Source organism: Bradyrhizobium sp. BRP20 (assembly GCF_020194215.1).
Classification (GTDB): Bacteria; Pseudomonadota; Alphaproteobacteria; order Rhizobiales; family Xanthobacteraceae; genus Bradyrhizobium; species Bradyrhizobium yuanmingense.
This window is the reverse complement of sequence record NZ_JADYVY010000002.1, coordinates 847,628-870,890: the sequence shown is the minus strand read 5'-3', so window position 1 is coordinate 870,890 and position 23,263 is coordinate 847,628. Positions and strand designations below refer to the sequence as shown.

Sequence of the window (23,263 nt, the reverse complement as noted above, 5' to 3'; positions counted from 1 at the left end):
ACCGCAAGAACGGTCTCCAGCGGGTGCCAGACCGGATGCAGCAAGTATCGCAAAAGGCCATAGTAACTCGCCCAACCCGCAAGTGGAAGCTCGCCGGGATTGCATCCGCCGAATATGACGATCAGGACGACCGCATTGGCCTAACCTATTAAAAAACCTCATGTCTTCCGTTTGCCGACGGCGCGGCGCCGCCTCGCCTGCGCAGGCCAAGGCGTGGTTCAAAGCCGGTGGTTCACAGCCGGAGGATCACGGCGGAGAATATCGAGCTGACATTCCTAGGGAAGCGGCAGCCGGTCCAGCTGGCTCTGCGCCTTCTTGACGGCGGCCGCATACCAGCTCTGGCTCGGGGCTTCCTTGGCGAAGCACGCCGTGAAGGCGGTCATTGCCTTGTCCTCGCGGGCCATCTCGCCGCGCGGGTCTTTCTTGTCGACGGGCTTTGCCATCATCTGCTTCCAGACCTTCTCGCAGGTCGGGATCGGGGCGGTCTTCACGGCCTCCCTTGCCGCGAGGAAATAGACCTTGTCGCCCTGGATCGCGACGACGTCGATTTCGTCCGGCGGGCCCTTGAGGCCGCCATTGCCGCGCACGCCGAGCACAGCGACTGCGACGCTCGCCCTTGCCGGCTTGGTGATCGGCAGCTCCGCGTAGATCGCGAAGGCGGCGTCCTGGATGGCGTAATAATAGAAGCGGTCGGATTTCAACGCGGCGCCACTGTCCTGAGGCATGCCGTCGGCGCGATGCTCGCCAAGCCAGTGCTTGAGCAGCCCGGTCGTGGTCACCACAGCCTGCATCTTGTCGCCTTCGGATGCGAAGCTCAGCCCGTCGAGATGGCCGAAGCCGATGTCGTCCTTGAACAGCGTATCGACGTTCGACTTGCCCTCGGCCGGGAGTCCCTTGATCGCGACCGGACCGACCAGGCCGCGCAGCACGCCGGCCAGCTCCTTCAGGGCCGCATCGTGCTGCTTGTAGATCTCGTCGCTCTCCTTGGCATTCGAGAATTTTGCGATGTAGCGGTCGCGCAGGTCGAGATAATGCTGCTCGGGCGCGGCCGCCCCGGCGGGCGCGGCCAGGACGAGCAGGCAGAGCAAGGCAAGCAATCTCATTGCAATTCCGGGAAGACTGGAGAGCGATCTCCATCTTTGTGCCGACGCCGCGTGCCAAGGTTCATCCATTGGCGGAACGCGGGTGCCCTACTCTGCCGGCGTCAGTTGCTCCCGGTTCAGCCGCACGGCCGCCGTCTCCCGCACGCGAACGCGGGCGCGGCGCTTGCGCCACCAGATCACGACGCCGGTGACAGAGAGCGCGGCGACCACGAGGCCCATCACCGAGATCAGGATACGCCCGAACAGTCCGACGATGCGGCCCGAATGCAGCGGAAACTGCGCCTGCACGAAGATGTCGGCGGCGGTGCCGACCCAGGGCAGCCGCTCGCCAATGGGGCGGCCGTCCTCGCTGTCGTAATAGAGCTGCGCCGGGCCGACGCCGCCGGCACCGTGATCGTCGCCGGGATGGAAGAACGCGGCGGCGTAGACGCCATGGGCCGGGCCGTAGCTGAGCGCGCCGACCGGGGTGGTCCAGCCTCGCGCCTTGCCGTCGGCGGCCGCGCGGGCAGCAATCTCGGCGAACGTCATCTTGGGCTCGATCGGATTATCGAGATCGCGATAGGGCCGCTGCTCATAGGGTGTCGGGGTGTAATTCGACACCATCTTCATCAGCGGCGAGAACACCTCGAAGTAGAGGTTCAGCGAAAACGCGGTGAAGGCGATGATGAACAGTACGCCCCACGTCCACAGGCTGAATGCGCGGTGGATGTCGAAATTGATCCGGTAGGCGCTGCCCGAGGTCTTGATGGTCCAGGCCGGCGCCCAGCGCGCCCAGAAGCCGCGCTCGAGCTGGCGCGTGACCTCAGGCGCCCGCGCGGCCTTGGCGCGCCGGCGCGAGGGCAGCGTCAGATAGAACCCGACGAAGCAATCGATGGTCCAGATGATGGCGATGATGCCGAGCACGCGCATGCCCCAGCGGTCGCTGCCCCAGAATTCCGGGATGTGCATCGTGTAGTGCAGCTTGTAGAGAAACGAGACGAAGTTTTCCCGCGTGACGGGCCAGACCGCGCCCCAATAGCGCCGGCCGAGCTCCGCACCCGTGTTGGGATCAAGAAAGACCTGGTTGTAGTCGAGCGGGTAACGCTTGCCGGTCGCGGGGTCGATTCGCGGCATGACGAAGAACCACAGCGAGTGGCCCTGCTCCGGCGTCATGAAGAGGTAGACGACGCGCGCGCGGGGATCGCGCTGCTCGATCATCTTGGCAAGCTCGAGCGAGGGAATGGCCGGGCCCTTCGTCGAGACATCGAACAGATGGCTGTTCAGGACGTCGTCGAGCTCGTGATCCCAAGAGATGATCGCGCCGGTGATGCCGGAGAAGAACAGGAAGGCGGCTGTCAGCAGTCCCGCCCAGCGATGCAGTTTGCCGAATATCGCTCTCATCGCTCAGATCTCATTCCCACTGGGCCCGGCCCCTCATTTGCCGGACCGCTTTTCGATTGGACTCGCCGCCGGCAGTTCAGCCGGTGGGCCTTCGGCCTAACGCAGGGACAGTTGCAGTGCGAGAGGTCCGACATTAGAATTTATCGAGACTGGCCAATCAGCTGCGCGACAAAGCGTCCATGCGTGATCGGGTGTCGACGCAGCCGCGTGCGTTACGGCCAATCGGCAAAATTCAGCGTCGGTCTCGATCGCCCCGCTCTCGCGCGTGCCGCAACGCGCCGACGCCATACGCCCGGTGCCTCGCCGGTGTGCTTGCGGAAAAAGCGGCTGAAATAGGCGGTGTCCGTGAAGCCCAGCGCAAATGCGATCTGCTTGACGGCGATGGTTCCAGCCTCCAGCCGCGCCGCCGCTTCCTTGACGAGGCGCTGCTGAATCAGCTCGCTCGGCGAGCGCTTCAGCTCGCGGCTGCACAGCGCGTGCAGGCGATCCGGCGTGGTGCCGAGTAGCCTGGCGTAATCGCTGACGCGCAAGTGCTGTTGATAGCGCTCCTCGAGCAGCCTGCGGAACCGGCTCAGGATCTCGGTGCTGCTGCTCTCCTCGTTGCGGTTCCCGTCGCCAGCGAACAGGCGCCAGAATCGCAGCACGCACAGCGTCAGCTCCGCCGACATGATCGACGCTGCACCGCTGCGTGCGGGCGTGGCGACCTCGGCGGCGATCGCCGCGATGGAACGCGCGATCGTGGCCGCGAGATCGGCCTCGACCTGCAACGCCAAGGTGCCGCCCGCCCCCTCGAGCGCGAGATAGGCCGCCTCTGCCGATGGCGGGAGATAGCGATGCCAGATACCGGCGCGCAATTGCAGCAGCTGCGCCGTCGTGCCTGCCGACACCTCCAGATAGTCGGCGGATCCCGCCGGGAGCCAGACCAGCGCGGATCCGACCGTCCGCATGGTCCTGCCGGCCTGACCGATCTCAGCGGTCCCGCCGCCGGGAAGGCAGAGCAGATGAATGAACGGACGGGCCGCTTTCGAGGTCAGCGTCCATCGCCGCGCGACGTAGTGCGCCGCGATCAGCTCGGCGCCCACAGGCACAGCCCCACTCGGGGCGGTTGCCGGTGCCGGATCTGGGCCCGCGACGCCTCGACGCACTTGGCCACCGAGACCAGAACCGTCCAATCTTTCACCGGATTTGTCCATTGTGCGAGCAAAGCTTGGGATGCTTGCTAGGTCAAGTCCCGGTGGCGGCCGGCTCAATGATGCCGCCCTAGAGAAAGTTGGGATCAAGAGGAAACGACCACTCACTGCGATGCCGACCATCGCTTGAGTGCAACAGGAGGGAGACACGATATGTTTTCAGCGAACCGTCGAACGTTGCTGCGCGTCGTTGGCCTTGCGGCTCTGGCCGGAACGCTGGGGACGTCCTCGGCCGATGCGCAGGAGAAGATCCGGATCGGCTACCCCATTTCCAAGACCGGTCCCTATGCCGGCGGCGCCGGCATCACCACCCTGCCCAATTATGAGCTGTGGGTGAAGGACGTGAATGCCGCCGGCGGCATCAAGCTCGGCGACAAGAAGCTACCGATCGAGGTGGTCGAATATGACGACCGCAGCAGCTCGGAAGAAGCCGTCAAGGCGATCGAGCGCCTCGCCAACCAGGACAAGGTCGATTTCATTCTTTCGCCGTGGGGCACGGGTCTCAATCTCGCGGTCGGCCCGACTCTGAACCGTCTGGGCTACCCTCACCTCGCGGTCACGTCGGTGACCGACAAGGCGCCGGAGCTTGCCAAGCGCTGGTCGAACGCGACGTTCTGGCTCGGGACGTCGGCCCAGATATCCGAGGGGCTCGCCGATCTGCTCGGCAAGCTGAAGAGCGAAGGCAAGATCGGGGCGAACATCGCGATGGTCAGCATCGCCGACCAGTTCGGCATCGAGCTATCCGCGGCGGGCCGCGAGGCCTTCAAGAAGCACGGCTTCAAGCTTGGCTATGACAAGACCTATCCGATGGGCACGCAGGATCTCCAGCCTCTGTTGAAGGATGCGATCGCGTCGAACCCGGACGCGTTCATCGCCTTCAGCTATCCGCCGGACACGATCGCGCTGACCGAACAGGCGCAGCTGTTGAAGTTCAACCCGAAGGTTTTCTATGTCGGCGTCGGCACCGCGTTCCCGCTCTACAAGGGCAAGTTTGCCGCCAACAGCGACGGCGTGATGGGCATCGGCGGCTGGAATGCCGAGTCTCCGCAACTGAAGGAGTATCTCGCGCGCCACAAGGCCGCCACCGGCAAGGAACCGGATCGCTGGGCGAGCTCGATCACCTATGCGAGCCTGCAGGTGCTCCAGCAGGCGATCGAAAAGGTCGGCAAGCTCGATCGCACCGCTGTCGCGGCGGAAATCCGCGCGGGCACGTTCGAGACCATCATCGGCAAGGTCAAGCTGAAGGACGGGCTGCTCCAGGAGGTCTGGAGCGTCGGGCAGTGGCAGAACGGCGAGTTCTACGCCCTCGCGCCAACCTCGCTGCCGGGCGCACGTGCCGCGGTCGTGCCCAAACCGCAGTGGCAGTAAGGCTGGTTGGCAGGCCTTGCGTCCGCAAGGCCTGCCTGCCGTTCAAGGGGACGCCGTTTCATGCTGCTTGTCGACATCATCCTGCCGGGCCTCGTGCTCGGCGGCATGTACGCGTTGATCGCGCTCGGGCTGACGCTGCAATATGGCGTGGCGCGGATCATGAACCTCTCCTATGGAGAGTCGCTGGTCGCGGCCGCCTTCGGCGCGTTCTCGCTCTATGGCGGCCTTGGGCTGAGCCCGCTCGCGGCGCTGCTGCTGGCGGTCCCGGTCGCGATGGTGCTGAACTGGCTACTGTATCGCTTGCTGCTGGAACGGCTGATGCGGCGCGGCAAGGACCGGGGCGCGCAGGAGATCGACAGCATCCTCGTCACCTTCGGCGTGCTGTTCGTGATCCAGGGCGCCATGCTGGTCGCCTTTGGCGGCCAGTACTACAGCTATAGCTATCTCTCCATTCCGCTGACGATCATGGGCTCGACGCTTGCTGTCAATCGGCTCGTCGCGCTGCTGTTCGCGGCGCTGGTCGGCGGCGCCGTGTATCTCGCCCTCACCCGCACCCGGATCGGAACTGCGGTACGCGCCATCGCAGTCGATGCCAACGCCGCGCGGCTGGTCGGCATCGACGTTGCAGCCCTGTCGGGGCTGGCGTTTGCCTTTGGCGGCGGCCTCGTCGCCATCGGCGGCGTGCTGATCAGCATGTTCCTCACCTTCAATGCCGCGATGGGGGTGGTCTTCACCATGAAGGCGCTGGTCGTCGTCATCATGGGCGGTGTCGGCAACGTCATCGGTGCGCTGGTCGCCGGTCTGCTGCTTGGTGTGGTCGAGACGGCGGTGGCGCGGCTGGTCGATCCCGGTCTGACGCTGGCTGCGACCTACGCGCTGTTTCTCGGCGTGCTCGTGATCAAGCCGACCGGCCTGTTCGGCAGGGCCGCGTCATGACGAGACCCGTCCGGATTTTGCTATGGTGCGCCGGCCTCGCCCTCGCCGCCTGCCTCGTCACCTATCCGCTCTATGCCAACGGCTATTATCTCGCGCTCGGCATCAGCGTGCTCTATTTCACGATCCTGGCGACCGCGTGGGCGATGTTCTCGGGCCCGACGCGCTACATCTCGCTTGCCACGGTCGCGTTCTTCGGGCTCGGCGCTTACACGGCCGCGGTGCTCGGCGAGACCATGCCTTGGCCGGTCGTGCTGCTGGCCGCAGCCGGCGTGGGCGCACTCACCGCCGCAATCACCGGGCTTTCGACGCTGCGGCTGTCCGGAATCTATTTCGTGATCTTCTCCTTCGGCCTGGCCGAGCTGATCCGGCAGCTCGTGATCTGGTACGAGGTCAACATCCACAAGTCGGTCGGCCGCTATCTCTTCAGTGCGGTGACGCAGGACGTTCTCTACTGGCAGCTCCTCGGTTTGACCACGATCGTCTTCCTGGTGGGGTGGATGCTCGGGCGCTCGCGCTACGGGCTGGCCCTGCGCGCCATCGGCGCCGACGAGACCGCGGCGAGCCATTCCGGCATCGATGCCACGCGGATCAAGCTCGGCGTCTTCATTCTGAGCGCGACCTTCATGGCGGTGACCGGCGCGGTCATGGCGCCACGCTGGACCTATATCGATCCGGCCATTGCGTTCAATCCGACCATCTCGTTCCAGGTCGTGATCATGGCCCTGCTGGGCGGCGCGGGCTCGCTGTTCGGGCCCGTGCTGGGCGTCATTCCCCTGGTCCTGCTGTTCGAGGTGCTGACGGCGACGCTGCCCAACCATTTCAGCATCGTGCTCGGCGTCATCTTCGTGTTCATCGTGATGGTGTTGCCGAACGGCGTGATCGGCCTGTTCGGGGCGGGCCGCTGGCGTGTTCCGGCCGGCGGTCCCGCCGCCGCGCCCGTCCCCACGAGCGATGCACCGCTGCTCGCGGTCGACGGCGTCAGCAAATCGTTCAGCGGACTACGCGCCGTCGACGGTGTCAGCTTCACGGTCACGCCGGGCGAGATCATCGGCATCATCGGCCCGAACGGATCCGGCAAGACGACGCTGCTGAATACGCTGTCCGGGGCGCTGCGGCCCTCCTCGGGCACGATCCGGCTGGGCGGCATCGTCCTCAACGGTATGCGCGCGCACCAGATCGCGCGCCTTGGCCTTGCGCGCACGTTCCAGCTGGTGCGCGTGATGCCGGACCTGACGGTGGTCGAAAACGTTGCGGCGGCGCGGCTGTTCTCGACGACGAACGGCTCGGGCGCAACGGCAAGCGAGCTGCTGGACCTCGTCGGGCTCGGCAAGCTGCAGGAAGCGCCCGCGAGCGAGCTGACCTATATCGACCAGAAGCGGCTCGAGCTTGCCCGCGCGCTGGCGCTGCAGCCGCGCCTCGTGCTGCTCGACGAATGGCTGGCGGGCCTCAATCCGAGCGAGCTCGAGACCGGCATCGCGCTGATCGCGAAATTGCGCGATCGCGGCCTCACCATCATCATGGTCGAGCATGTCATGGATGCGATCCGAGCGCTGTGCAGCCATTGCATCGTCATGAATGCCGGCAGCGTGATCGCGCGCGGCGCGCCGGAGGCCGTGTTGTCCGATCCAAAAGTCGTTGCAGCCTATCTCGGAGGCGACGATGCTTGAGGTCGCCGCCCTCTCCCATTTCTATGGCAAGCACCAGGCGCTCGCCGACGTTGCGCTCGGTATCGGGCAAGGCGAGATCGTCGCGATCCTCGGCGCCAACGGCGCCGGCAAGTCCACCCTGCTCAAGAGCATCGCCGGGCTGGTCAAGCCTGCCCCCGGCGCAACGATCCGGTTCGAGGGACATCACATTGGCGAGCTGCCCGCCCACCTGATCGTGGAGCGCGGCATCGCGCTGGTGCCCGAAGGCCGCGGCGTATTCGGCGATTTGACGGTTGCCGAGAATCTGCAGCTCGGCGCCTACCCCGCCCGCGCCCGCGCAGGCGAGGCAGACCGGCTCGTGAGGATCCTGCGACTGTTCCCGCGCCTTGCCGAGCGTATGGCCCAGGCCGTTCGCACCATGAGCGGCGGCGAGCAGCAGATGGTGGCGATCGGCCGGGCGCTGATGTCGAACCCGCTGCTGCTCCTGCTCGATGAGCCTTCGCTCGGCCTGTCGCCCCTGCTCAGCCGCGAAGTGTTCCGTGCACTGGCGGAGATCCGTAGCAGCGGCCTCAGCGTGTTGCTGGTCGAGCAGAATGCGCGGGCGAGCCTCGACATCGCCGACCGTGTCTACCTGATCGAGTCCGGCCGCAACGCCGGCAGCGGGCCGGCCAGTGCGATGAAGAACGATCCGGAGGTCCAGCGCGCCTATCTCGGCAAGGCCCGCGCGGCCCCGTCCCCACCATAATCGCTCAATCCCGCCTGCAACCTTTGGAGTGCATCATGAACGCGATCGACCTTCTCATCGGCGGCAAGGACCAGTCGGCCAGCCATCAGCGTACCTTCCAGCGCCACAACCCGATCTCCGGCGACGTCGCGACGATCGTGGCGGCGGCCTCGATCGACGACGCGATGCGGGCCGCGGACGCTGCGGCCGCCGCGTTCCCGGCCTGGTCACAACTCGGCCCGTCGGAGCGCCGCAAGCGGCTCAATGCGGCCGCCGACATCCTCGCGCGCCGTGCCGCGGAGTTCACCGCGCTGATGGTCGCCGAAACCGGCGCCACCGCGGGCTGGGCCGGATTCAACGTGCACCTGGCCGAAGGCATGCTGCGCGAAGCCGCGGCCATGACGACGCAGATATCCGGCGAAGTCATACCGACCGACAAGCCCGACAACCTCGCCATGGCGTTTCGCCAGCCGGTTGGCGTCGTGCTCGGCATCGCGCCCTGGAACGCTCCCGTGATCCTCGGCGTGCGATCGGTCGCGATGCCGCTCGCCTGCGGCAATACCGTGGTGCTGAAGGCGTCCGAGATGAGCCCGGGCGTGCATCGGCTGATCGGAAGCTGCCTGGCGGAGGCCGGCCTCGGTGACGGCGTCGTCAATGTCGTCACCAACGCGCCGGAGGATGCGCAGGCGGTGGTCGAGGCGCTGATCGCCCATCCTGCGATCCGCCGCGTCAACTTCACCGGCTCGACCCGCGTCGGCCGCCTCATCGCACTCGCATGCGCCAAGCACCTGAAGCGCGCGCTGCTGGAGCTCGGCGGCAAGGCCCCGCTCGTGATCCTCGACGATGCCGATCTGGACGCCGCCGTGAATGCGGCAGCGTTCGGCGCCTTCATGAACCAGGGGCAGATCTGCATGTCGACCGAGCGGATCGTGGTCGACGACAAGGTGGCGGACGCCTTCATCGCCAAGTTCGCCGCCAAGGCCAGGAGCCTTCCCTTCAGCGATCCCCGCAAGGGCAATGTCGTGCTGGGCTCGCTGGTCAGTGACGCCGCCTGCGAGCGGGTCCGGGGCCTGATCGACGATGCCGTCGCCAAGGGCGCCGTGCTCGCTGCCGGCGGCCACGGCAGCGGCACCATTATGCCCGCCACCATCGTCGACCATGTCACGCCGGCGATGCGGATCTATGGCGAGGAGAGCTTTGGTCCGGTCGTGACCGTGGTGCGCGTGAGCGGGATCGACGAGGCCGTGCGCGTGGCCAACGACACCGAATACGGCCTCTCCTCGGCCGTGTTCGGCCGCGACATCGCCCGTGCGCTCGGCGTTGCCAGGCGGATCGAGGCGGGCATCTGCCACGTCAACGCTCCGACCGTGCATGACGAGCCTCAGATGCCGTTTGGCGGGACCAAGGCGTCAGGCTATGGCCGCTTCGGCGGCAAGGCCGCAATCGACGAGTTCACCGAACTGCGCTGGATCACCGTGCAGACCGGGCCCCGGCACTATCCGTTCTGATCGGCGGGATGCAGGTCCGGTCTCCAAGGCCGGACCGTCCTCGCATTGTGCTCACCAGCGGTAGGTCAGCCTGGCGATGGCTTTCCGCCCTTCCGCGTAGAAGCAGCCCGACATGCTGTAACATGAGGCGACATAGCGGGTGTCGGCGAGATTGGTGACGTTCAGCGCCAGGCGCCAATTGTCCCTGTTGTAGGCCAGCAGCGCGTCGAGAACGGTCGACGATCCCACCTTGAACGTGTTGGCCTCGTCGCCCCAGGTCGCGCCGACATAGCGGATGCCGCCGCCGAACTGCAGGCCGGCGAGCGGCCCGTTCTGCAGCGTATAGTCGCTCCACAGCGAAGCGCGGTTGAGCGGCACCGTAGTTGGCGCCTTGCCGACATTCACCGGATCCTGCGTGACCATGGCGTCGACATAGGCATAGGCGGCGCGCAGGTTCCAGCCATCGGCGAGCGACATCGTGCCTTCGAGCTCGATGCCGCGCGACTTCACCTGCCCGATCTGTTCGTAAAAGGTGGCCGCGGGCACGTACACAGCGACGTTATCGCGCGTCAGGTCGAAGGCGGCGAAGGTGAACAGCGCGTTCCAGCCGATCGGCTGATACTTGACGCCGACCTCGTATTGGACGCCGGTCTCGGGATTGAGCATTTGTCCGCCAAACCCGGTCGCGAGCAGCGGCAGGAACGATTCCGAGTAGCTGAAATAGGGCGCGATGCCGCTATCGAAATTGTACATCACGGCGGCTCGGCCGGTGAAGGCCGAGGCGTCCTTCGCGGCCGTGGTATTGGCGATACCGTTATCGACCTGCGTGGTCACGAAATCCTGACGGCCGCCGAGCTGGAACGAGAGCCGGCCGAGCTTGATCTGATCCTGCGCATAGACGCCGACCTGGGACTGCTTGACGCCGGTGTTGTCGTACATGGCGCCGATGGCGTAGTCGTAGCTGTAGTTCGGGTTGAAGACGTTGATCTCGGGGGACGAGGTCGTGACGCCGAAGGCGGTGTCGCGGAAGGAGGTGTTGCGATAGTCGACGCCAACCAGCGTGGTGTGGCTGAGAATGCCGGTGGTGAACTTGCCCTGGAGCTGGTTGTCCACGGCGAATGAGTTGATGTAGGAGTTGCTGTAGCTGCCATAGCGCGCGAGCTGCCCTGCGGCTTCGTTGGTATAGCCGCCGCCGTAAAACACCTTCTCCTCGTTGTGCTGATAGGCGTAGCGCAGATTTTGCCGGAACGTGACGTTGTCGGTGAAATTGTGCGCGAGCTGGTAGCCGACGGTTGCGATCTCGGTGTTGAATGCGTCGAAGCCCGGCACGCCCGCGAAGAACGAGACCGGGATGGTGCGGCCGTTGTTCGGCCAAACCGTGCCCGAGGCCGGCAGGAACTGAAGGCCCCACCCTGCCCGGTCCCGCTGATAATTGGCGAGCAGGGTGATGGTGGTGTCCTCGTTCGGCTTGAAGGTGACGGCGGGCGCGATGAAGACGCGATTGTCCTTGCTGAAATCGACCTGGGTCTCGCCGTCGCGCACGACGCCGGTCAGGCGCCACAGCACCGTGCCTTCCTTGTTGGCGGCGCCGCCCATGTCGAACTGGCCCTGATAGCGGTTGAAGCTGCCACCCGAGATCGAGACCTCGCCGAACTGCTGCGCCGTCGGCAGCTTGGTCACGTAGTTGAGAACGCCGCCTGTGCCGCTGCCGCCATACATCGCGGAGGACGGACCCTTGAGCACCTCGATACGCTCGGCCCCATAGGGCTCGAGGCCATTGAAGTGCACGTAGTTGCTGGAGGGAATCCGCAAGCCGTCGACGAAGAGGCCCGGCATCGTCATGTCGAAGCCGCGGATCTGGAGGCCGCCGAAGCGGGTGTCCGAGCCGCCATTGACGTCGCCGCTGACGCCGGCGGTGTAGCGCAAGGCCTCGCCGATCGAGACCGCGCCCTGGTTTCTGATCTGGTCGGTGGTGATGACCGACACCGACTGCGGCGTTTCGATCAAGGGCGTATCGGTCTTGGTGGCGGTGCCGCTGCGCGTCGCGACGAAACCGCGTACCGGGCCATTGGCGCGTTCGCCCGTTGCACCGTTCGATGAGGCCGACTGGGTTGGCGCAGCCTGCTGCTCCGTGCTGCGACGATTGGCGCGTGCGGTACGTGTCGCCCCCGCCCTTCGCGACGACGCAATGGCCGCCGGACGAGCCCGCTGCGTCGGCGCTTCGACGGTGACAGAGGGAATCTGCGTCTGGGCTTGGGCAGAGCCGAAGACCACGGCGAGAGCGAATGTGCTGGCCGCACCTAGGAAGAGCGTCTGAATCTGTCGGCGGCGCGTGTTCTTACGCGAAGAACGTTGGAAATCGGTCACGTCTGTTGAGCCCCACGCACTGCCGGCTTTGCCGGTATCGATCTTGATGGCCCGCCCTAACTCAGGCGGTTTCGGAGTGCGATAGGAACGGCGTTAGAATTTCTCCAGACGTGTGCACAGCACGTGCGACGCATGCGCTCATGCGCGCTGCTTCTTTGGGATTGGAATCCCTCTAAAATGATTCTGTCAGTGTGTTAGGAGCCCGACCGGATGCGACAGCCGCGTCGCGCAATCAGCGTTGCGACCAAAGCCAGGGGTGCGAGCGGATGAAGGTCACGTCCGGTCAGCGTGACAACAGGTCGTGCTCTTCTCGCCAGCCAGCACGCTGCGGCTGTTGCGGTCCGGCGGAAGGTCGCCAGCCGCATTCGCCGCAAAGAATCCGATTGGCTTCAACACGAAGCCGGCATATTCCACCGGCATGATCGGGAAGTCTTCGGGCTTGCAGACATGGGTGTGGCCGAAGGAGTGCCACACCACGATGTCGGCATTCTCGATATTGCGATTCTGCGCGGCATAGCGCGGCAGGCCGTCACCGCCGGCGTGAACGTTGGGATAGTCGCCGCTGGCGTATTTCTCGGCCGAATCGAATGCAGTCACCCAGACATGCTTGGTGGCGAAGCCGCCGCGCTTGCGCACGTAACTACCCTCCTGGGCCAGCATCAGCGGGCTGGGATTGACGACGAGCTTGTAGGCCGGTGCACCGCCGACCGAGTTGATCTCGTTCGGATTACTGATCTTCCAGAATCGGCCGGTCTCGCCATTGGCGACCGCTGCGGCGTCGCGCTCGCGCGACAGCACGCGCGTGGTGGTGTCGAACACGTTGCCGCGCGGATTGTCGTCGCCCCAGGGCCGCGGCACGAACTCGTGCTCCGTCACCGTGTTACCGCCGCCGTCGAGATCCATATGCAGGCGGACGTTGAAGAAGTGCTGGTGCGTGGGGCCGCCGAGATTATCGTCGACCATGCCGCCCCATCGGTACTTTTCGCCCGGCCGCACCGCGGCGGTCTGGATGATGCCGGTGAGTTTCGTCTCCAGCTGAATCGTGCCGTCCTGATAGAGATACCAGTAGAAGCCGTAATCGTAATTGCCGACGGTGGCGAAGAACGAGATCACGAGCCGCCGGGATCTCCGCACCTCGAACAGGCCGTTGCGAAACTCGTAGTGCTTCCAGGCAATCCCGTAATCCTCCTCATGCATGCAGATCGCGTTCTGCATGACGAAGGGCTCGCCCTTGTTGTCGGCGGCAGGCACGTCGAAATAGTGGATGTTGCCGAGGCAGTCGCAGCCCAGCTCCAGCGCGTTGGCGAGCATACCGAGCCCGTATTCGCCGGCATCGAAGGCCGACTTCCAGAAGTGGCTAGCGGTCGGATCGGCGTAAGGCACCACCATCTCGGTAACGCTGGCGCGGTGGATCAGCGACCGCTTACGTGCGCCGTCCTGGTAGGCGAGCTGATGCAGCACGAGGCCCTCGCGCGGCGTGAAGCCGACTCGGAAGCTCCATTTCTGCCAGTCGACTTTCCAGCCGTCGACCTTGAAGCTCGGCCCTTCCGGCTGCTCGATATGCAGCGGCTTGATGTCGGTGCGCGGGTTTGGCACCTCATGCGCGCCGTAGTTCCGTTTCTTGCGCGGAATCGGCACGATCGGATCTTCATCCGTGAGCTCGATGACCTTGCCCCCGATGAGGTCGACCACAGCGACAACGCCCTCGATCGGATGGGCGTAGCCGTTGTCCTGAAGGTGCTCGCGAAAATAGCTGACGGCCCGCACGATGCGGGCGCCGCGCTCGAACTCCTTGTCGAAGAATCCGGAGGAGAACGGGTCGACCTGGACCAGCTCGATGTCCTTGTCGGTCAGCCCGCGCCGAACCATCGCCGCCCGCCAAGCGGGATCGGCCTTCACGACGGCATCGCACTTGAACAACTCTTCCAGCATCACCGGCGGCTGCCCATAGGGCGCCTCGCGATTCGGCACGACCTTGCGGCCGACGATCTCGCCGCGGCCGAGGTCGACGATATGCTCGATCGCCTCGCCCGTGGCGACGTCGAGCGTCAACGCGAAGGCACGGCGTCCCACCTCGCCTGAAGCCAGCTCCTGCTTGGTCGGCTCCTCCAGCCGCACCGTCGGGAAACGGCAGTTCGCCGCTGAGGCGGCCGCCGCCCGCACCAAAGCGCAAGCCGCGGTGATCTCGTCGGCCGTCAGCGGATCGAGCGGATGCGGTGTCGCGGTCTGCGCTTGCGGTTGGGCTTTGGCGGTTTCAAGCATGAGGACGTCCAAATATCAGGCGAGATGTGCGGTGATGGCGCGGAAGGCAGCAAACCAGCGCTGGTCGATCGACACGTCCATCGCCTTGGGCTGTGTTGCGAGCTTGACGATGACGGTGTCGGAGTCGAGGTCGACATAGAGGTGCTGGCCGTGAATGCCGATCGCGGTGAGCGCGTTGCGCGAAGGATCGATGGTGAACCATTTGCTGCGGTAGCGCGCGCCCGGGAAGAACTCGGCGAGGTCGCCATCGGCCCACGCCTTGGGATCACCGTTCTCGCGGATGTCGTCGATCCACCAGCCCGGCACCACCTGCCGGCCCTCGACGACGCCGCGGCAGCGGATCATCTCGCCGAAGCGGACGAGATCGCGCGCGGTGACCGAGATGCCGCCGGCGATGCGGCCCATGCCGTGGCTATCGAGTGTGAGAGAGCCGTCCTCCTCCGCGCCCAGGGGCTGCCAGAGAAACTCGGAGAGAATAAGATGGTAGGGCATCCCGCAGGCGCGTTCATACACCCAGCCGAGCACCTCGGTATTGGGCGAGACGTAGTGGAACACCTTGCCGTGCGGTTTGCCGCTGCCGCGCAGCGTCGTCAGATAAGCGCGCTGATGGCTGGGCTCGACGTCCGGCGGCGGCACGTCCCAACCCGAGGAGAACCGATAGCGCGCGAGGTCGCCGGCGGGGTCCTCGTAATCCTCCTCGAACTTGATGGCGACGGCCATGTCGAGCAGGTTGCGGACGGTGCAGCCGGCGTAGACCGATGTCTCTAGCTCCGGCACGTAGCGCAGCACCCTCGCCTCCGGATCGACCAGGCCGCGCGCGGCCAGCACGCCGCCGAGCGTGCCAGCGATCGCCTTGCTGATCGAGCAGATCAGATGCGGCGTGGTCGCGCTCATGCCGTCACCGTACCATTCATGAATCAGCGTGCCCTGATGCATCACGAGGAGCGTGTCGGCAAAGGTTTCGCGCAGCGCGCATTCGATCGTGGTCGCTTTGCCATCAGGCCCGGTGAAGCCGAGCTTTGCCAGTTCACGCGGGGCGCTTCTCATCGGCGTCGGCTGGGCGGAGCGGCGGATCTCTGCGGTCGGCAGCACTTCGCGGGTGTGGGTAAAACCCCAGCGGATCGCGGGAAAGCTGCGCCAATTGGCGCGCGTCACCTGAGCCTCGGGTACGGGCGGGCTGCCGCGCATGACATCGGTCGGTCGCATCTCGATCCCTCCGCGAAGCGCCGTCCCGGCAGCGATGTCGGAGCGGCAGGACGGAAGCCTGCACCGCGGCGCTGTCAGGCGTTATCGAGATCCGGCAATATTTTGCTGGACAGCGCTCATGGCCGTGCCAGTCTGGCGTGGTTCCTGCTCGGTGCTGGACTCAAGGATTTCGACGTATTGCCATGGCCTTAAGGGCAACTCTTCCGATTCAAGACTCGGCTGCCGGCTTGCTCCAGGCGAACAGCACGGATGTCGATGAGCATTGCGCAAGCCTCGGCCGCTGGCGGCTGAGCTACGATCAGATCAGCGCCGGCGCGTTCCGGGGCAGTTTCACGCAACTCTCCTTGCCGCGGCTGGAGGTGTTCTGCGAGATCACCAGCCAGCAGGTCCGCCAATATGGCCAGCTTGGCGCCGACAGTTTTGGCATCGGCCTGCCCTGGCACGGCGACGGCGAGCTCAGCTTCAACGGGACCGGTGCCAGCGGCGCCCGCGTCCTCGCCAGCATCGACGCCGAGATCGACATGTGTACCCCGAAGGCCTTCGAGCTGCGCGGCGTCGTTGCCAGCACGGTGTTGATCGCAGAGCTCGCCGCCCGGCTCGACATCGAGCTGCCGCGCACCGCCTGGCACCGGCTGCAGGTGATCGAAATGGCGGAAGCGCCGGTCGCGCGGCTGCGGGCGCATCTGGCCGCCATTCAAGCGACGATCACGACCGCTCCGGCAACGTTCAACGATCCGGCGGCGAGGCAGGCCCTGGAAGATGCCCTCCTCGTCGAGATCATGGACATGCTGCCGACCGCACGCCCGAGCGATCCCGGCCGCAGCGCGGCGGCTCGGAAGCGAACCGTGGATCGTGCCCGCGAGCTGATGCATGGCAGGGGCGATCGCTCGCTCTCGCTGCTGGAGGTCTGCAAGGCCGTCGGCGCCAGCCCGCGCAAGCTCGGCTATTGCTTCCAGGAGGTTTTGGGCACGAGCCCGATGCACTATTGGCGCGCGATGCGACTGAACCGTGTGCGGCGCGATCTCAAGGGCGCCGGCGGCAACGAGACCTCGGTCTACGACGTCGCGGTGCAGCACGGATTCTGGCACTTCAGCCAGTTCTCGCTCGACTACAAGCGTCACTTCGGCGAGCTGCCCTCGCAGACGCTGCGTCGCGCGAGGTGTGCCGCCTGATCGGATTCAGCGATGCCGCAGCCGGCGGTTGACCCGGCGCGCCAGGTAATCGCCGGCGCTCTGGACTATCTGCACCAGTGCGATCAGCACGACCACGACGGCCAGCATCATCTCCGGCATGAAGCGCTGATAGCCGTAGCGGATGCCGAGATCGCCAAGGCCGCCGCCGCCGACTGCGCCGACCATCGCGGAATAGCCGAGCAGGCTGACCACCGCGAGCGTCAGCGCCAGCAGCAGGCCGGGCAGCGCCTCCGGGATCAGGACCTTGAGCACGATCTGAAGGGGCGAAGCGCCGAACGAGGACGCGGTCTCGATCAGGCCGCCGTCGACCTCGCGGATTGCAGCCTCGACGAGGCGCGCGATGAACGGCGTCGAGGCGATGGTCAACGGCACGATAGCGGCGGTCGAGCCGATCGAGGTGCCGGCAACGAGGCGCGTGAACGGGATGATGGCGACGACGAGGATGATGAAGGGCGTCGAGCGCGTCGCATTGACGACGATGCCGAGCACGCGATTGACGATGGGCGCCGCGAACAGCTCGCCTTTGCGGCTGGTGGCCAGGAACACGCCGAGCGGCAGGCCGAAGGCGGTGCCGAGCAGCGCCGCGATGCCGACCATGTACAGGCTTTCGAAGGTAGCCTGGACGATCAGGTTGATGAGTTCAGGCGACATAGCCGAGACGCTCCGCCGAGAATTGATATTGAGAGAGCCAGGCGAGCGTCCGCGTCACCGCGTCCTCGCCGCCGGGAATGCCGAGCGTGAGCGAGCCGACATGCTGGCCGCCGATCTCGTCGATGCGCGCAGACAGCAGCGCGACGTCGAGCCCGAGCTCGCGCGCGAGCCGGGCCACCACGGTGTCGCCCGCCCCTGCCCCGCGCACCTGGATCCGGATCACGGCCTGCCCGCCGGCAGGCTGCTTCGAAACGATTCGGCTCTCCAGCGAGACCGGCAGGCTGTCGCCGATCACCTCGGCCAGGAAGGACTGCGTGATCGGATGTCTTGGCTGCGTGAAGATGTCGGCGACGTGACCACTCTCGACGACGCGGCCGGCGTCCAATACCACCACCTCCTTGGCGAGCTGGCGCACCACGGACATCTCATGCGTGATCAGCACGATGGTCACGCCGAGCTCGCGGTTGATGTTCGCAAGCAGATCGAGGATCGCGCGCGTGGTCTGCGGATCGAGTGCCGAGGTCGCCTCGTCCGACAGCAGCACGCTCGGCCGCGTCGCCAGCGCGCGGGCGATGCCGACGCGCTGCTTCTGGCCGCCGGACAGTTCGGAAGGATAGCGGTCGTGCTTGTCGGCGATGCCGACCAGCGCGAGCAGCTCGGCGACGCGGGCCTTGATGTCGGTCTTGGTCCAACCGGCGATCTCCAGCGGCAGCGCGATGTTGTCGGCCGCGGTGCGCGAGGACAGCAGGTTGAAATGCTGGAAGATCATGCCGATCGAGCGCTGCGCCAGCCGCAGCTCGCGGCCGGCCAAGGCCGAGATATCGCGGCCGTCGACGATCACACGGCCCGTGGTCGGCTTCTCCAGGCCGTTGATGAGCCGGACCAGGCTCGACTTGCCGGCGCCGGAGCGGCCGATCACGCCGGTGATGGAGCCGCGCGGAATGGCGAAGTCGATGTCTTGCAGCGCGTTGACGCCGGGCTTGCCGCGATAGGCCGGATAGGTCTTGGAGATGCCGGCGAAACGGACCATCGCGTCCGGCACGGCGAGCGCGGGTGAAATCGCTTCGATCGTTTCGATCGGTCGTCCGATCGCGAGCGATTGGTGGGCATTCATGGAGATGGCCTTCATGCACGATAGCTCGGTCACCCGCATGCCCAGGGCACATGGGAACCGGTCGCGTCTGCGACGGGGTGAAAATGGCGATGAGGGCTCAATCGAGCGCGCTGCACCGCAGCACGCACCTTCGCTGTTTCCGGTCTTCCTTGCAATCTCAGATATTTGGAAGGACTTGGACGAAATTTTCCCGATCGCTTCCTGGCGGAGAAGATTATCCGCCGAGTATCGGCGCTGTGATCACCGACCTCGGAACCGCGGCTTGCGGCGCATCAGGAACGCCTCCACGCCCTCCTTGTGGTCCTCGCTGAGGCTGGCGAGCGCGAACTGGTCGACATCCATGTGGCTTGCAAGATCGTCCAGTGCATGCGCGAGCCGGTTGACGGTCAGTTTGGTCATGGCAACGGACAGCGGCGGTTGCGCGGCAACCTTGCGGGCAAGCTCCATGGCGGCATCGAACGCGTGGCCGGGATCCGCCACCTGCTCGACGAGCCCCCATTCATAGGCCTCGTCCGCACTGATGCGCTGGTCGGCCAGGATCACCGCCTGCTTGGTGCGGGCCGGCCCAATCAGATGCAGCATGCGCGGGATGCTCTGCCAGCTCATATTCATGCCGAGCCCGATCTCGGGCACGCGCAGATGCGCATCGCGCCCCATCACACGGAAATCGAGCGCCACCGCGAGGGCAACGCCGCCGCCGACGCAAAAGCCTTCGATCGCGGCGATGGTGATCTGCTCCATCTCTTGCCAGGCTTGGGTGAGGCGCGGCCCGAGCTTGAGGTGCCGCCGCAGCGCGCCGAGGTCCATCTCCTTCCGCGAGCGTCCCTCGGCGTCCTTGAGGTCGAAGCCGGCGCTGAAGGCGCCCGAGCTGCCGGTCAGCACAACGACCGAGGTCGCTGCATCGTCCTCGAAGCTGCGCGCGGCCGCCGTGAGCTGGCGCAGCGCCTCCGGCGAGAGCGCGTTGATGCCGTCGCCGCGGTCGAAGCGCACGACCGCGATCCGCCCCTCCGGCCCGAGATCCTTCTCGATCTTCACGTAGTCGGTCACCATCATCTCCACCATGTTTGCGGGATGCTAGCGCACAACTGCCCTCACGCATACGTGCCAGGACTGCACTGCAACGAGCCCTCGACAGCCCCTAGCCATTGCGCCTATCTTCCGCCGCATGAGCCAAGATCACGACCATCATCACCACGATCACGATCATTCCGAGCTGTCCGAGACCGAGCTGCGCGTGCGCGCGCTCGAGACGATCCTGACCGAAAAAGGCTATGTCGAGCCGGCTGCGCTCGATGCCATCATCCAGGCCTATGAGACCAAGATCGGCCCGCACAATGGTGCGCGCGTGGTCGCCAAGGCCTGGACCGATCCGGCGTTCAAGACAGCGCTGCTGCAGGACGGCTCCAAGGCGATCGGCACGCTCGGCCATGTCAGCCGCGTCGGCGATCATCTCGTCGTGGTCGAGAACACGCCCGAGCGGCACAACATGGTCGTGTGCACGCTATGCTCCTGCTATCCCTGGGAAATGCTCGGGCTGCCGCCGGTCTGGTACAAGGCCGCGCCCTACCGCTCCCGCGCGGTGAAGGATCCGCGCGGCGTGCTCGCCGATTTCGGGGTCGCGCTGCCGAAGGATACGGAGATCCGGGTGTGGGATTCCACCGCCGAGACGCGCTTCCTGGTGCTGCCGATGCGGCCCGCAGGCACGGAGGGCTGGAGCGAAGAGCAGCTTGCCGAGCTCGTGACGCGCGATTCCATGATCGGCACCGGTTTCCCCAAAACGCCGGGAGCACCGTCGTGAACGGCGTGCACGACATGGGCGGCATGGACGGCTTCGGCAAGGTCGAGCCCGAGCCGAACGAGCCGATGTTCCACGAGGAATGGGAGTCGCGCGTGCTGGCCATGGTGCGCGCGATGGGCGCGGCCGGCGCCTTCAACATCGACACCTCGCGCTTCTATCGCGAGACCTTGCCGCCGCACGTCTATCTCTCGAGCTCCTATTACAAGAAGTGGTTTCTGGGGCTCGAGGAGATGCTGATCGACAAAGGCTATCTCACCCGCGAGGAGGTCGCCGCCGGCCATGCGATCCAGCCGGCAAAGGCGCTCAAGCACGGCAAGTTCGACCGCGCCAACGTCGAGCGCGTGATGGTGCGCGGCAAGTTCGGCCGCCCTGCCCCGGCTCCGGCGAAATTCAACATCGGCGATCGCGTCCGCGCCAAGAATATTCATCCAGCCACGCACACGCGGCTGCCGCGCTATGTCCGCGGCCATGTCGGCGTGGTCGAGCTGAACCATGGCTGCCACGTGTTTCCTGACACGGCGGCGATGGAGCGCGGCGAGAACCCGCAATGGCTTTACACCGTCGTGTTCGACGGCCGCGACCTCTGGGGCGAGGACGGCGATCCCACGCTGAAGGTCTCGATCGACGCGTTCGAGCCCTATCTGGATCCGGCGTGATGAGCAGCGCGCTTGCGGCCGCCGCAACGGCGGCGATCCCGAGCATTCCGTGCGACGACGACGGCCCGGTGTTCCGTGCGCCCTGGGAGGCGCATGCCTTCGCGATGGCCCTGAGCCTGCACGAGCGCGGCGTGTTCACCTGGCCGGAATGGGCCGCCGCCCTCGCCGACGAGATCAAGCGCGCCCAGGCCGCCGGCGACCCTGATACCGGCGAGACCTACTATCTGCACTGGCTCGCCACGCTGGAGGGCCTCGTCGCCCGCAAGGGCGTCGCGTCGATGGAGACGCTGCACCGCTATCGGAATGCGTGGGACCACGCCGCGGATCGCACGCCACACGGCAAGCCGATCGAGCTCAGGCCAGAGGATTTTGGCTAGCTGATTGCTCCGTCGTCATTGCGAGCGCAGCGAAGCAATCCAGAATCCCTCCGCGGTGGCAGTCTCGATTGCTTCGTCGCAAGGGCTCCTGGCAATGACGAACAGAGCGAGCTTACCGTCCCGCCACGTACTCGTTCCACCCCTTCGCCCGCAAACTGCAGGCCGGGCACTCGCCGCAGCCGTAGCCCCAATCGTGCCGTGCGCCGCGTTCGCCGAGATAGCAGGTGTGGGAGTGCTCGCGGATGAGATCGACGAGGCCGTCGCCGCCGAGGTCATGGGCGAGCTTCCAGGTCGCGGCCTTGTCGATCCACATCAAGGGCGTGTGCAGCTCGAACTGCCTGGCCATGCCGAGCGAGAGCGCGGCCTGCATGGCGCGGATGGTCTCGTCGCGGCAATCGGGATAGCCGGAATAGTCGGTCTCGCACATGCCGCCGACGATGTGGCTGATGCCGCGCCGGTAGGCCAGCGCCGCCGCAAAGGTCAGGAACACGAGGTTGCGGCCCGGCACGAAGGTGTTCGGCAGGCCATCCGCGCCCATCGCGATCGCGACGTCGCGGGTCAGCGCCGTCTCGGAGACGGCCGCCAGCGTCGGGATCGACAGCGTGTGGCTCTCGCCGAGCCTTGCGGCCCAATCGGCGCGCACGCCCTTGATGCCGTCGAGCAGGCGGTCGCGGCAGGCAAGCTCGATGGCGTGGCGCTGGCCGTACTCGAACCCCAGCGTCTCCACGCGGGCGAAACGGCTCAGCGCCCAGGCGAGGCAGGTGGTGGAATCCTGGCCGCCGGAGAACAGCACCAGCGCGGTTTGTGAGGAAAATGCATCACTCATGGCCCGCGCTTTAGCATCGCACGACTTGCCCGCCAATCGGTGGAAATCGGCCAGTTCCGCCGCCTTGTGCTGGGATCGGAGGCCCGCTTTTGGCATAAGGCTCTGGATCCCAGGAGACTGCCCGGCAATGACCCCTTCCCGCGACATTTCCCGCCTGATTGAGATCATGGCGGCGCTGCGCACGCCGGTGACCGGCTGCCCCTGGGACCTCGAGCAGGATTTTTCGACGATCGCGCCCTACACGATCGAGGAAGCCTATGAGGTGGTCGACGCCATCACCCGCGGCGATCTCGACGATCTCAGAGAGGAGCTTGGCGATCTCCTGCTCCAGGTGGTGTTCCACGCCCAGATGGCTTCTGAGCAGAACGCGTTCAATTTTGGTGACGTGGTCCTGGCCATCACCCGCAAGATGATCCGCCGTCATCCCCACGTCTTCGCCGACAAGGACGGCAATCTCGCCTCCTCTCACGTCAAGGAGGTCTGGGACCGCATCAAGGCGGAGGAGAAAGCCGAACGCGCCGCGCGCCGGCCGCCGGAGGAGGCGCCGACGCACAAGTCGCTGCTCTCGGGCGTGAAGGCCGGCCAGCCCGCGCTGACGCGTGCGATGGAGCTGCAGCGCAAGGCCTCCACCGTCGGCTTCGACTGGAACGACCCGCGCGCGGTGCTGCACAAGATCCGCGAGGAGGTCGACGAGATCGAGGCGGCATTGGACCGCAACGACAAGCGGGAGATTGCGGAAGAGACCGGCGACCTGATGTTCGCCCTCGTCAACCTCGCCCGCCATGTCGATGCCGATCCGGAGGCTGCGCTCCGCGCGACGAATGCAAAATTCGAGCGGCGCTTCGCCTATATCGAGCGCGCACTGGAGGCGCAGGGCCGGACGCTCGAGCAGGCCTCGCTGGCGGAGATGGATGCGCTGTGGAATGCCGCGAAAGTGGAGACGAAGGTGACTTCGGAGACGCGAACCGCGTAGTCCAGA

The 23,263-nt window shown here is 65.9% G+C and carries 20 protein-coding genes; 10 read left to right on the top strand and 10 right to left on the bottom strand.

Annotation, left to right across the window (positions count from 1 at the left end):
- Positions 1-275: 275 nt before the first annotated feature.
- From I6F33_RS08820 to I6F33_RS08810, 3 genes are all read right to left on the bottom strand, one after another.
- A complete protein-coding gene (locus I6F33_RS08820; protein ID WP_225137280.1) occupies positions 276-1,103 on the bottom strand; it encodes a hypothetical protein in 828 nt (275 codons plus the stop codon).
- 87 nt (positions 1,104-1,190) lie between these two features.
- Positions 1,191-2,483, bottom strand: coding sequence for a siderophore utilization protein FsrB (gene fsrB / locus I6F33_RS08815; RefSeq protein ID WP_036039542.1), 1,293 nt, complete (start codon positions 2,481-2,483; stop codon positions 1,191-1,193).
- A gap of 212 nt (positions 2,484-2,695) precedes the next feature.
- Positions 2,696-3,571 carry a helix-turn-helix domain-containing protein gene (locus I6F33_RS08810; RefSeq protein ID WP_225141972.1) on the bottom strand — a complete coding sequence of 292 codons (876 nt, stop codon included), beginning with the start codon at positions 3,569-3,571 and terminating at the stop codon, positions 2,696-2,698.
- 255 nt (positions 3,572-3,826) lie between these two features.
- Between I6F33_RS08810 and I6F33_RS08805 the strand changes: the two genes are divergently transcribed.
- From I6F33_RS08805 to I6F33_RS08785, 5 genes are read left to right on the top strand one after another with little or no spacing between them, the layout of a single operon-like run.
- Positions 3,827-5,041 carry an amino acid ABC transporter substrate-binding protein gene (locus tag I6F33_RS08805; protein ID WP_225141970.1) on the top strand — a complete coding sequence of 405 codons (1,215 nt, stop codon included), beginning with the start codon at positions 3,827-3,829 and terminating at the stop codon, positions 5,039-5,041.
- A 60-nt stretch (positions 5,042-5,101) separates the two neighbouring features.
- Positions 5,102-5,977 carry a branched-chain amino acid ABC transporter permease gene (locus I6F33_RS08800; protein WP_035999294.1) on the top strand — a complete coding sequence of 292 codons (876 nt, stop codon included), beginning with the start codon at positions 5,102-5,104 and terminating at the stop codon, positions 5,975-5,977.
- The gene (locus I6F33_RS08795) at positions 5,974-7,644 is read left to right on the top strand and encodes an ATP-binding cassette domain-containing protein (RefSeq protein ID WP_225141969.1); all 1,671 of its coding nucleotides are present in this window, start codon (positions 5,974-5,976) and stop codon (positions 7,642-7,644) included. Before I6F33_RS08800 ends, I6F33_RS08795 begins: the two co-directional genes overlap by 4 nt.
- The gene (locus I6F33_RS08790; protein WP_225141967.1) at positions 7,637-8,368 is read left to right on the top strand and encodes an ABC transporter ATP-binding protein; all 732 of its coding nucleotides are present in this window, start codon (positions 7,637-7,639) and stop codon (positions 8,366-8,368) included. The genes I6F33_RS08795 and I6F33_RS08790 overlap by 8 nt, the downstream gene beginning before the upstream one ends.
- A gap of 35 nt (positions 8,369-8,403) precedes the next feature.
- Entirely contained in the window at positions 8,404-9,855 is a 1,452-nt protein-coding gene (locus I6F33_RS08785; protein ID WP_225141965.1) for an aldehyde dehydrogenase, read from the top strand.
- Between the two features lie 51 nt (positions 9,856-9,906).
- Here I6F33_RS08785 and I6F33_RS08780 read toward each other — a convergent pair whose 3' ends face one another.
- The 3 genes from I6F33_RS08780 to I6F33_RS08770 form a co-directional block, all read right to left on the bottom strand.
- On the bottom strand, positions 9,907-12,201 hold the full coding sequence (locus I6F33_RS08780) for a TonB-dependent siderophore receptor (RefSeq protein WP_225141963.1): 2,295 nt from the start codon (positions 12,199-12,201) through the stop codon (positions 9,907-9,909).
- A gap of 273 nt (positions 12,202-12,474) precedes the next feature.
- A complete protein-coding gene (locus tag I6F33_RS08775; protein ID WP_225141961.1) occupies positions 12,475-14,463 on the bottom strand; it encodes a primary-amine oxidase in 1,989 nt (662 codons plus the stop codon).
- 15 nt (positions 14,464-14,478) lie between these two features.
- On the bottom strand, positions 14,479-15,669 hold the full coding sequence (locus I6F33_RS08770) for a serine hydrolase (protein ID WP_225141959.1): 1,191 nt from the start codon (positions 15,667-15,669) through the stop codon (positions 14,479-14,481).
- 182 nt (positions 15,670-15,851) lie between these two features.
- On the opposite strand from I6F33_RS08770, the gene I6F33_RS08765 reads away from it, so the two are divergent.
- A complete protein-coding gene (locus tag I6F33_RS08765; protein WP_109143779.1) occupies positions 15,852-16,841 on the top strand; it encodes a helix-turn-helix domain-containing protein in 990 nt (329 codons plus the stop codon).
- Positions 16,842-16,847: 6 nt separating this feature from the next.
- On the opposite strand, the gene I6F33_RS08760 is transcribed toward I6F33_RS08765, so the two are convergent.
- The 3 genes from I6F33_RS08760 to I6F33_RS08750 form a co-directional block, all read right to left on the bottom strand.
- Positions 16,848-17,513 (bottom strand): methionine ABC transporter permease, encoded by a 666-nt coding sequence (locus I6F33_RS08760; protein WP_057029183.1) that lies wholly within the window; start codon positions 17,511-17,513, stop codon positions 16,848-16,850.
- The gene (locus I6F33_RS08755) at positions 17,503-18,642 is read right to left on the bottom strand and encodes a methionine ABC transporter ATP-binding protein (protein WP_225141957.1); all 1,140 of its coding nucleotides are present in this window, start codon (positions 18,640-18,642) and stop codon (positions 17,503-17,505) included. Before I6F33_RS08755 ends, I6F33_RS08760 begins: the two co-directional genes overlap by 11 nt.
- A gap of 225 nt (positions 18,643-18,867) precedes the next feature.
- Positions 18,868-19,674, bottom strand: a complete 807-nt coding sequence (locus I6F33_RS08750; protein WP_225142048.1) for an enoyl-CoA hydratase/isomerase family protein — start codon at positions 19,672-19,674, stop codon at positions 18,868-18,870.
- Between the two features lie 118 nt (positions 19,675-19,792).
- Between I6F33_RS08750 and nthA the strand changes: the two genes are divergently transcribed.
- The 3 genes from nthA to I6F33_RS08735 are packed head-to-tail and all read left to right on the top strand — an operon-like array spanning position 19,793 to position 21,458.
- A complete protein-coding gene (gene nthA, locus I6F33_RS08745) occupies positions 19,793-20,425 on the top strand; it encodes a nitrile hydratase subunit alpha (RefSeq protein WP_035999337.1) in 633 nt (210 codons plus the stop codon).
- Entirely contained in the window at positions 20,422-21,081 is a 660-nt protein-coding gene (gene nthB / locus I6F33_RS08740; protein WP_225141955.1) for a nitrile hydratase subunit beta, read from the top strand. The genes nthA and nthB overlap by 4 nt, the downstream gene beginning before the upstream one ends.
- Complete coding sequence (locus tag I6F33_RS08735) at positions 21,081-21,458, top strand: nitrile hydratase accessory protein (RefSeq protein ID WP_036028031.1); 378 nt, start codon at positions 21,081-21,083, stop codon at positions 21,456-21,458. Before nthB ends, I6F33_RS08735 begins: the two co-directional genes overlap by 1 nt.
- 112 nt (positions 21,459-21,570) lie before the next feature.
- Here the strand turns inward: I6F33_RS08735 and queC are convergent, their stop codons facing one another.
- Complete coding sequence (gene queC / locus I6F33_RS08730) at positions 21,571-22,284, bottom strand: 7-cyano-7-deazaguanine synthase QueC (RefSeq protein ID WP_225141953.1); 714 nt, start codon at positions 22,282-22,284, stop codon at positions 21,571-21,573.
- 127 nt (positions 22,285-22,411) lie between these two features.
- On the opposite strand from queC, the gene mazG reads away from it, so the two are divergent.
- Entirely contained in the window at positions 22,412-23,257 is an 846-nt protein-coding gene (gene mazG, locus I6F33_RS08725; RefSeq protein WP_225141951.1) for a nucleoside triphosphate pyrophosphohydrolase, read from the top strand.
- Positions 23,258-23,263: the final 6 nt, after the last annotated feature.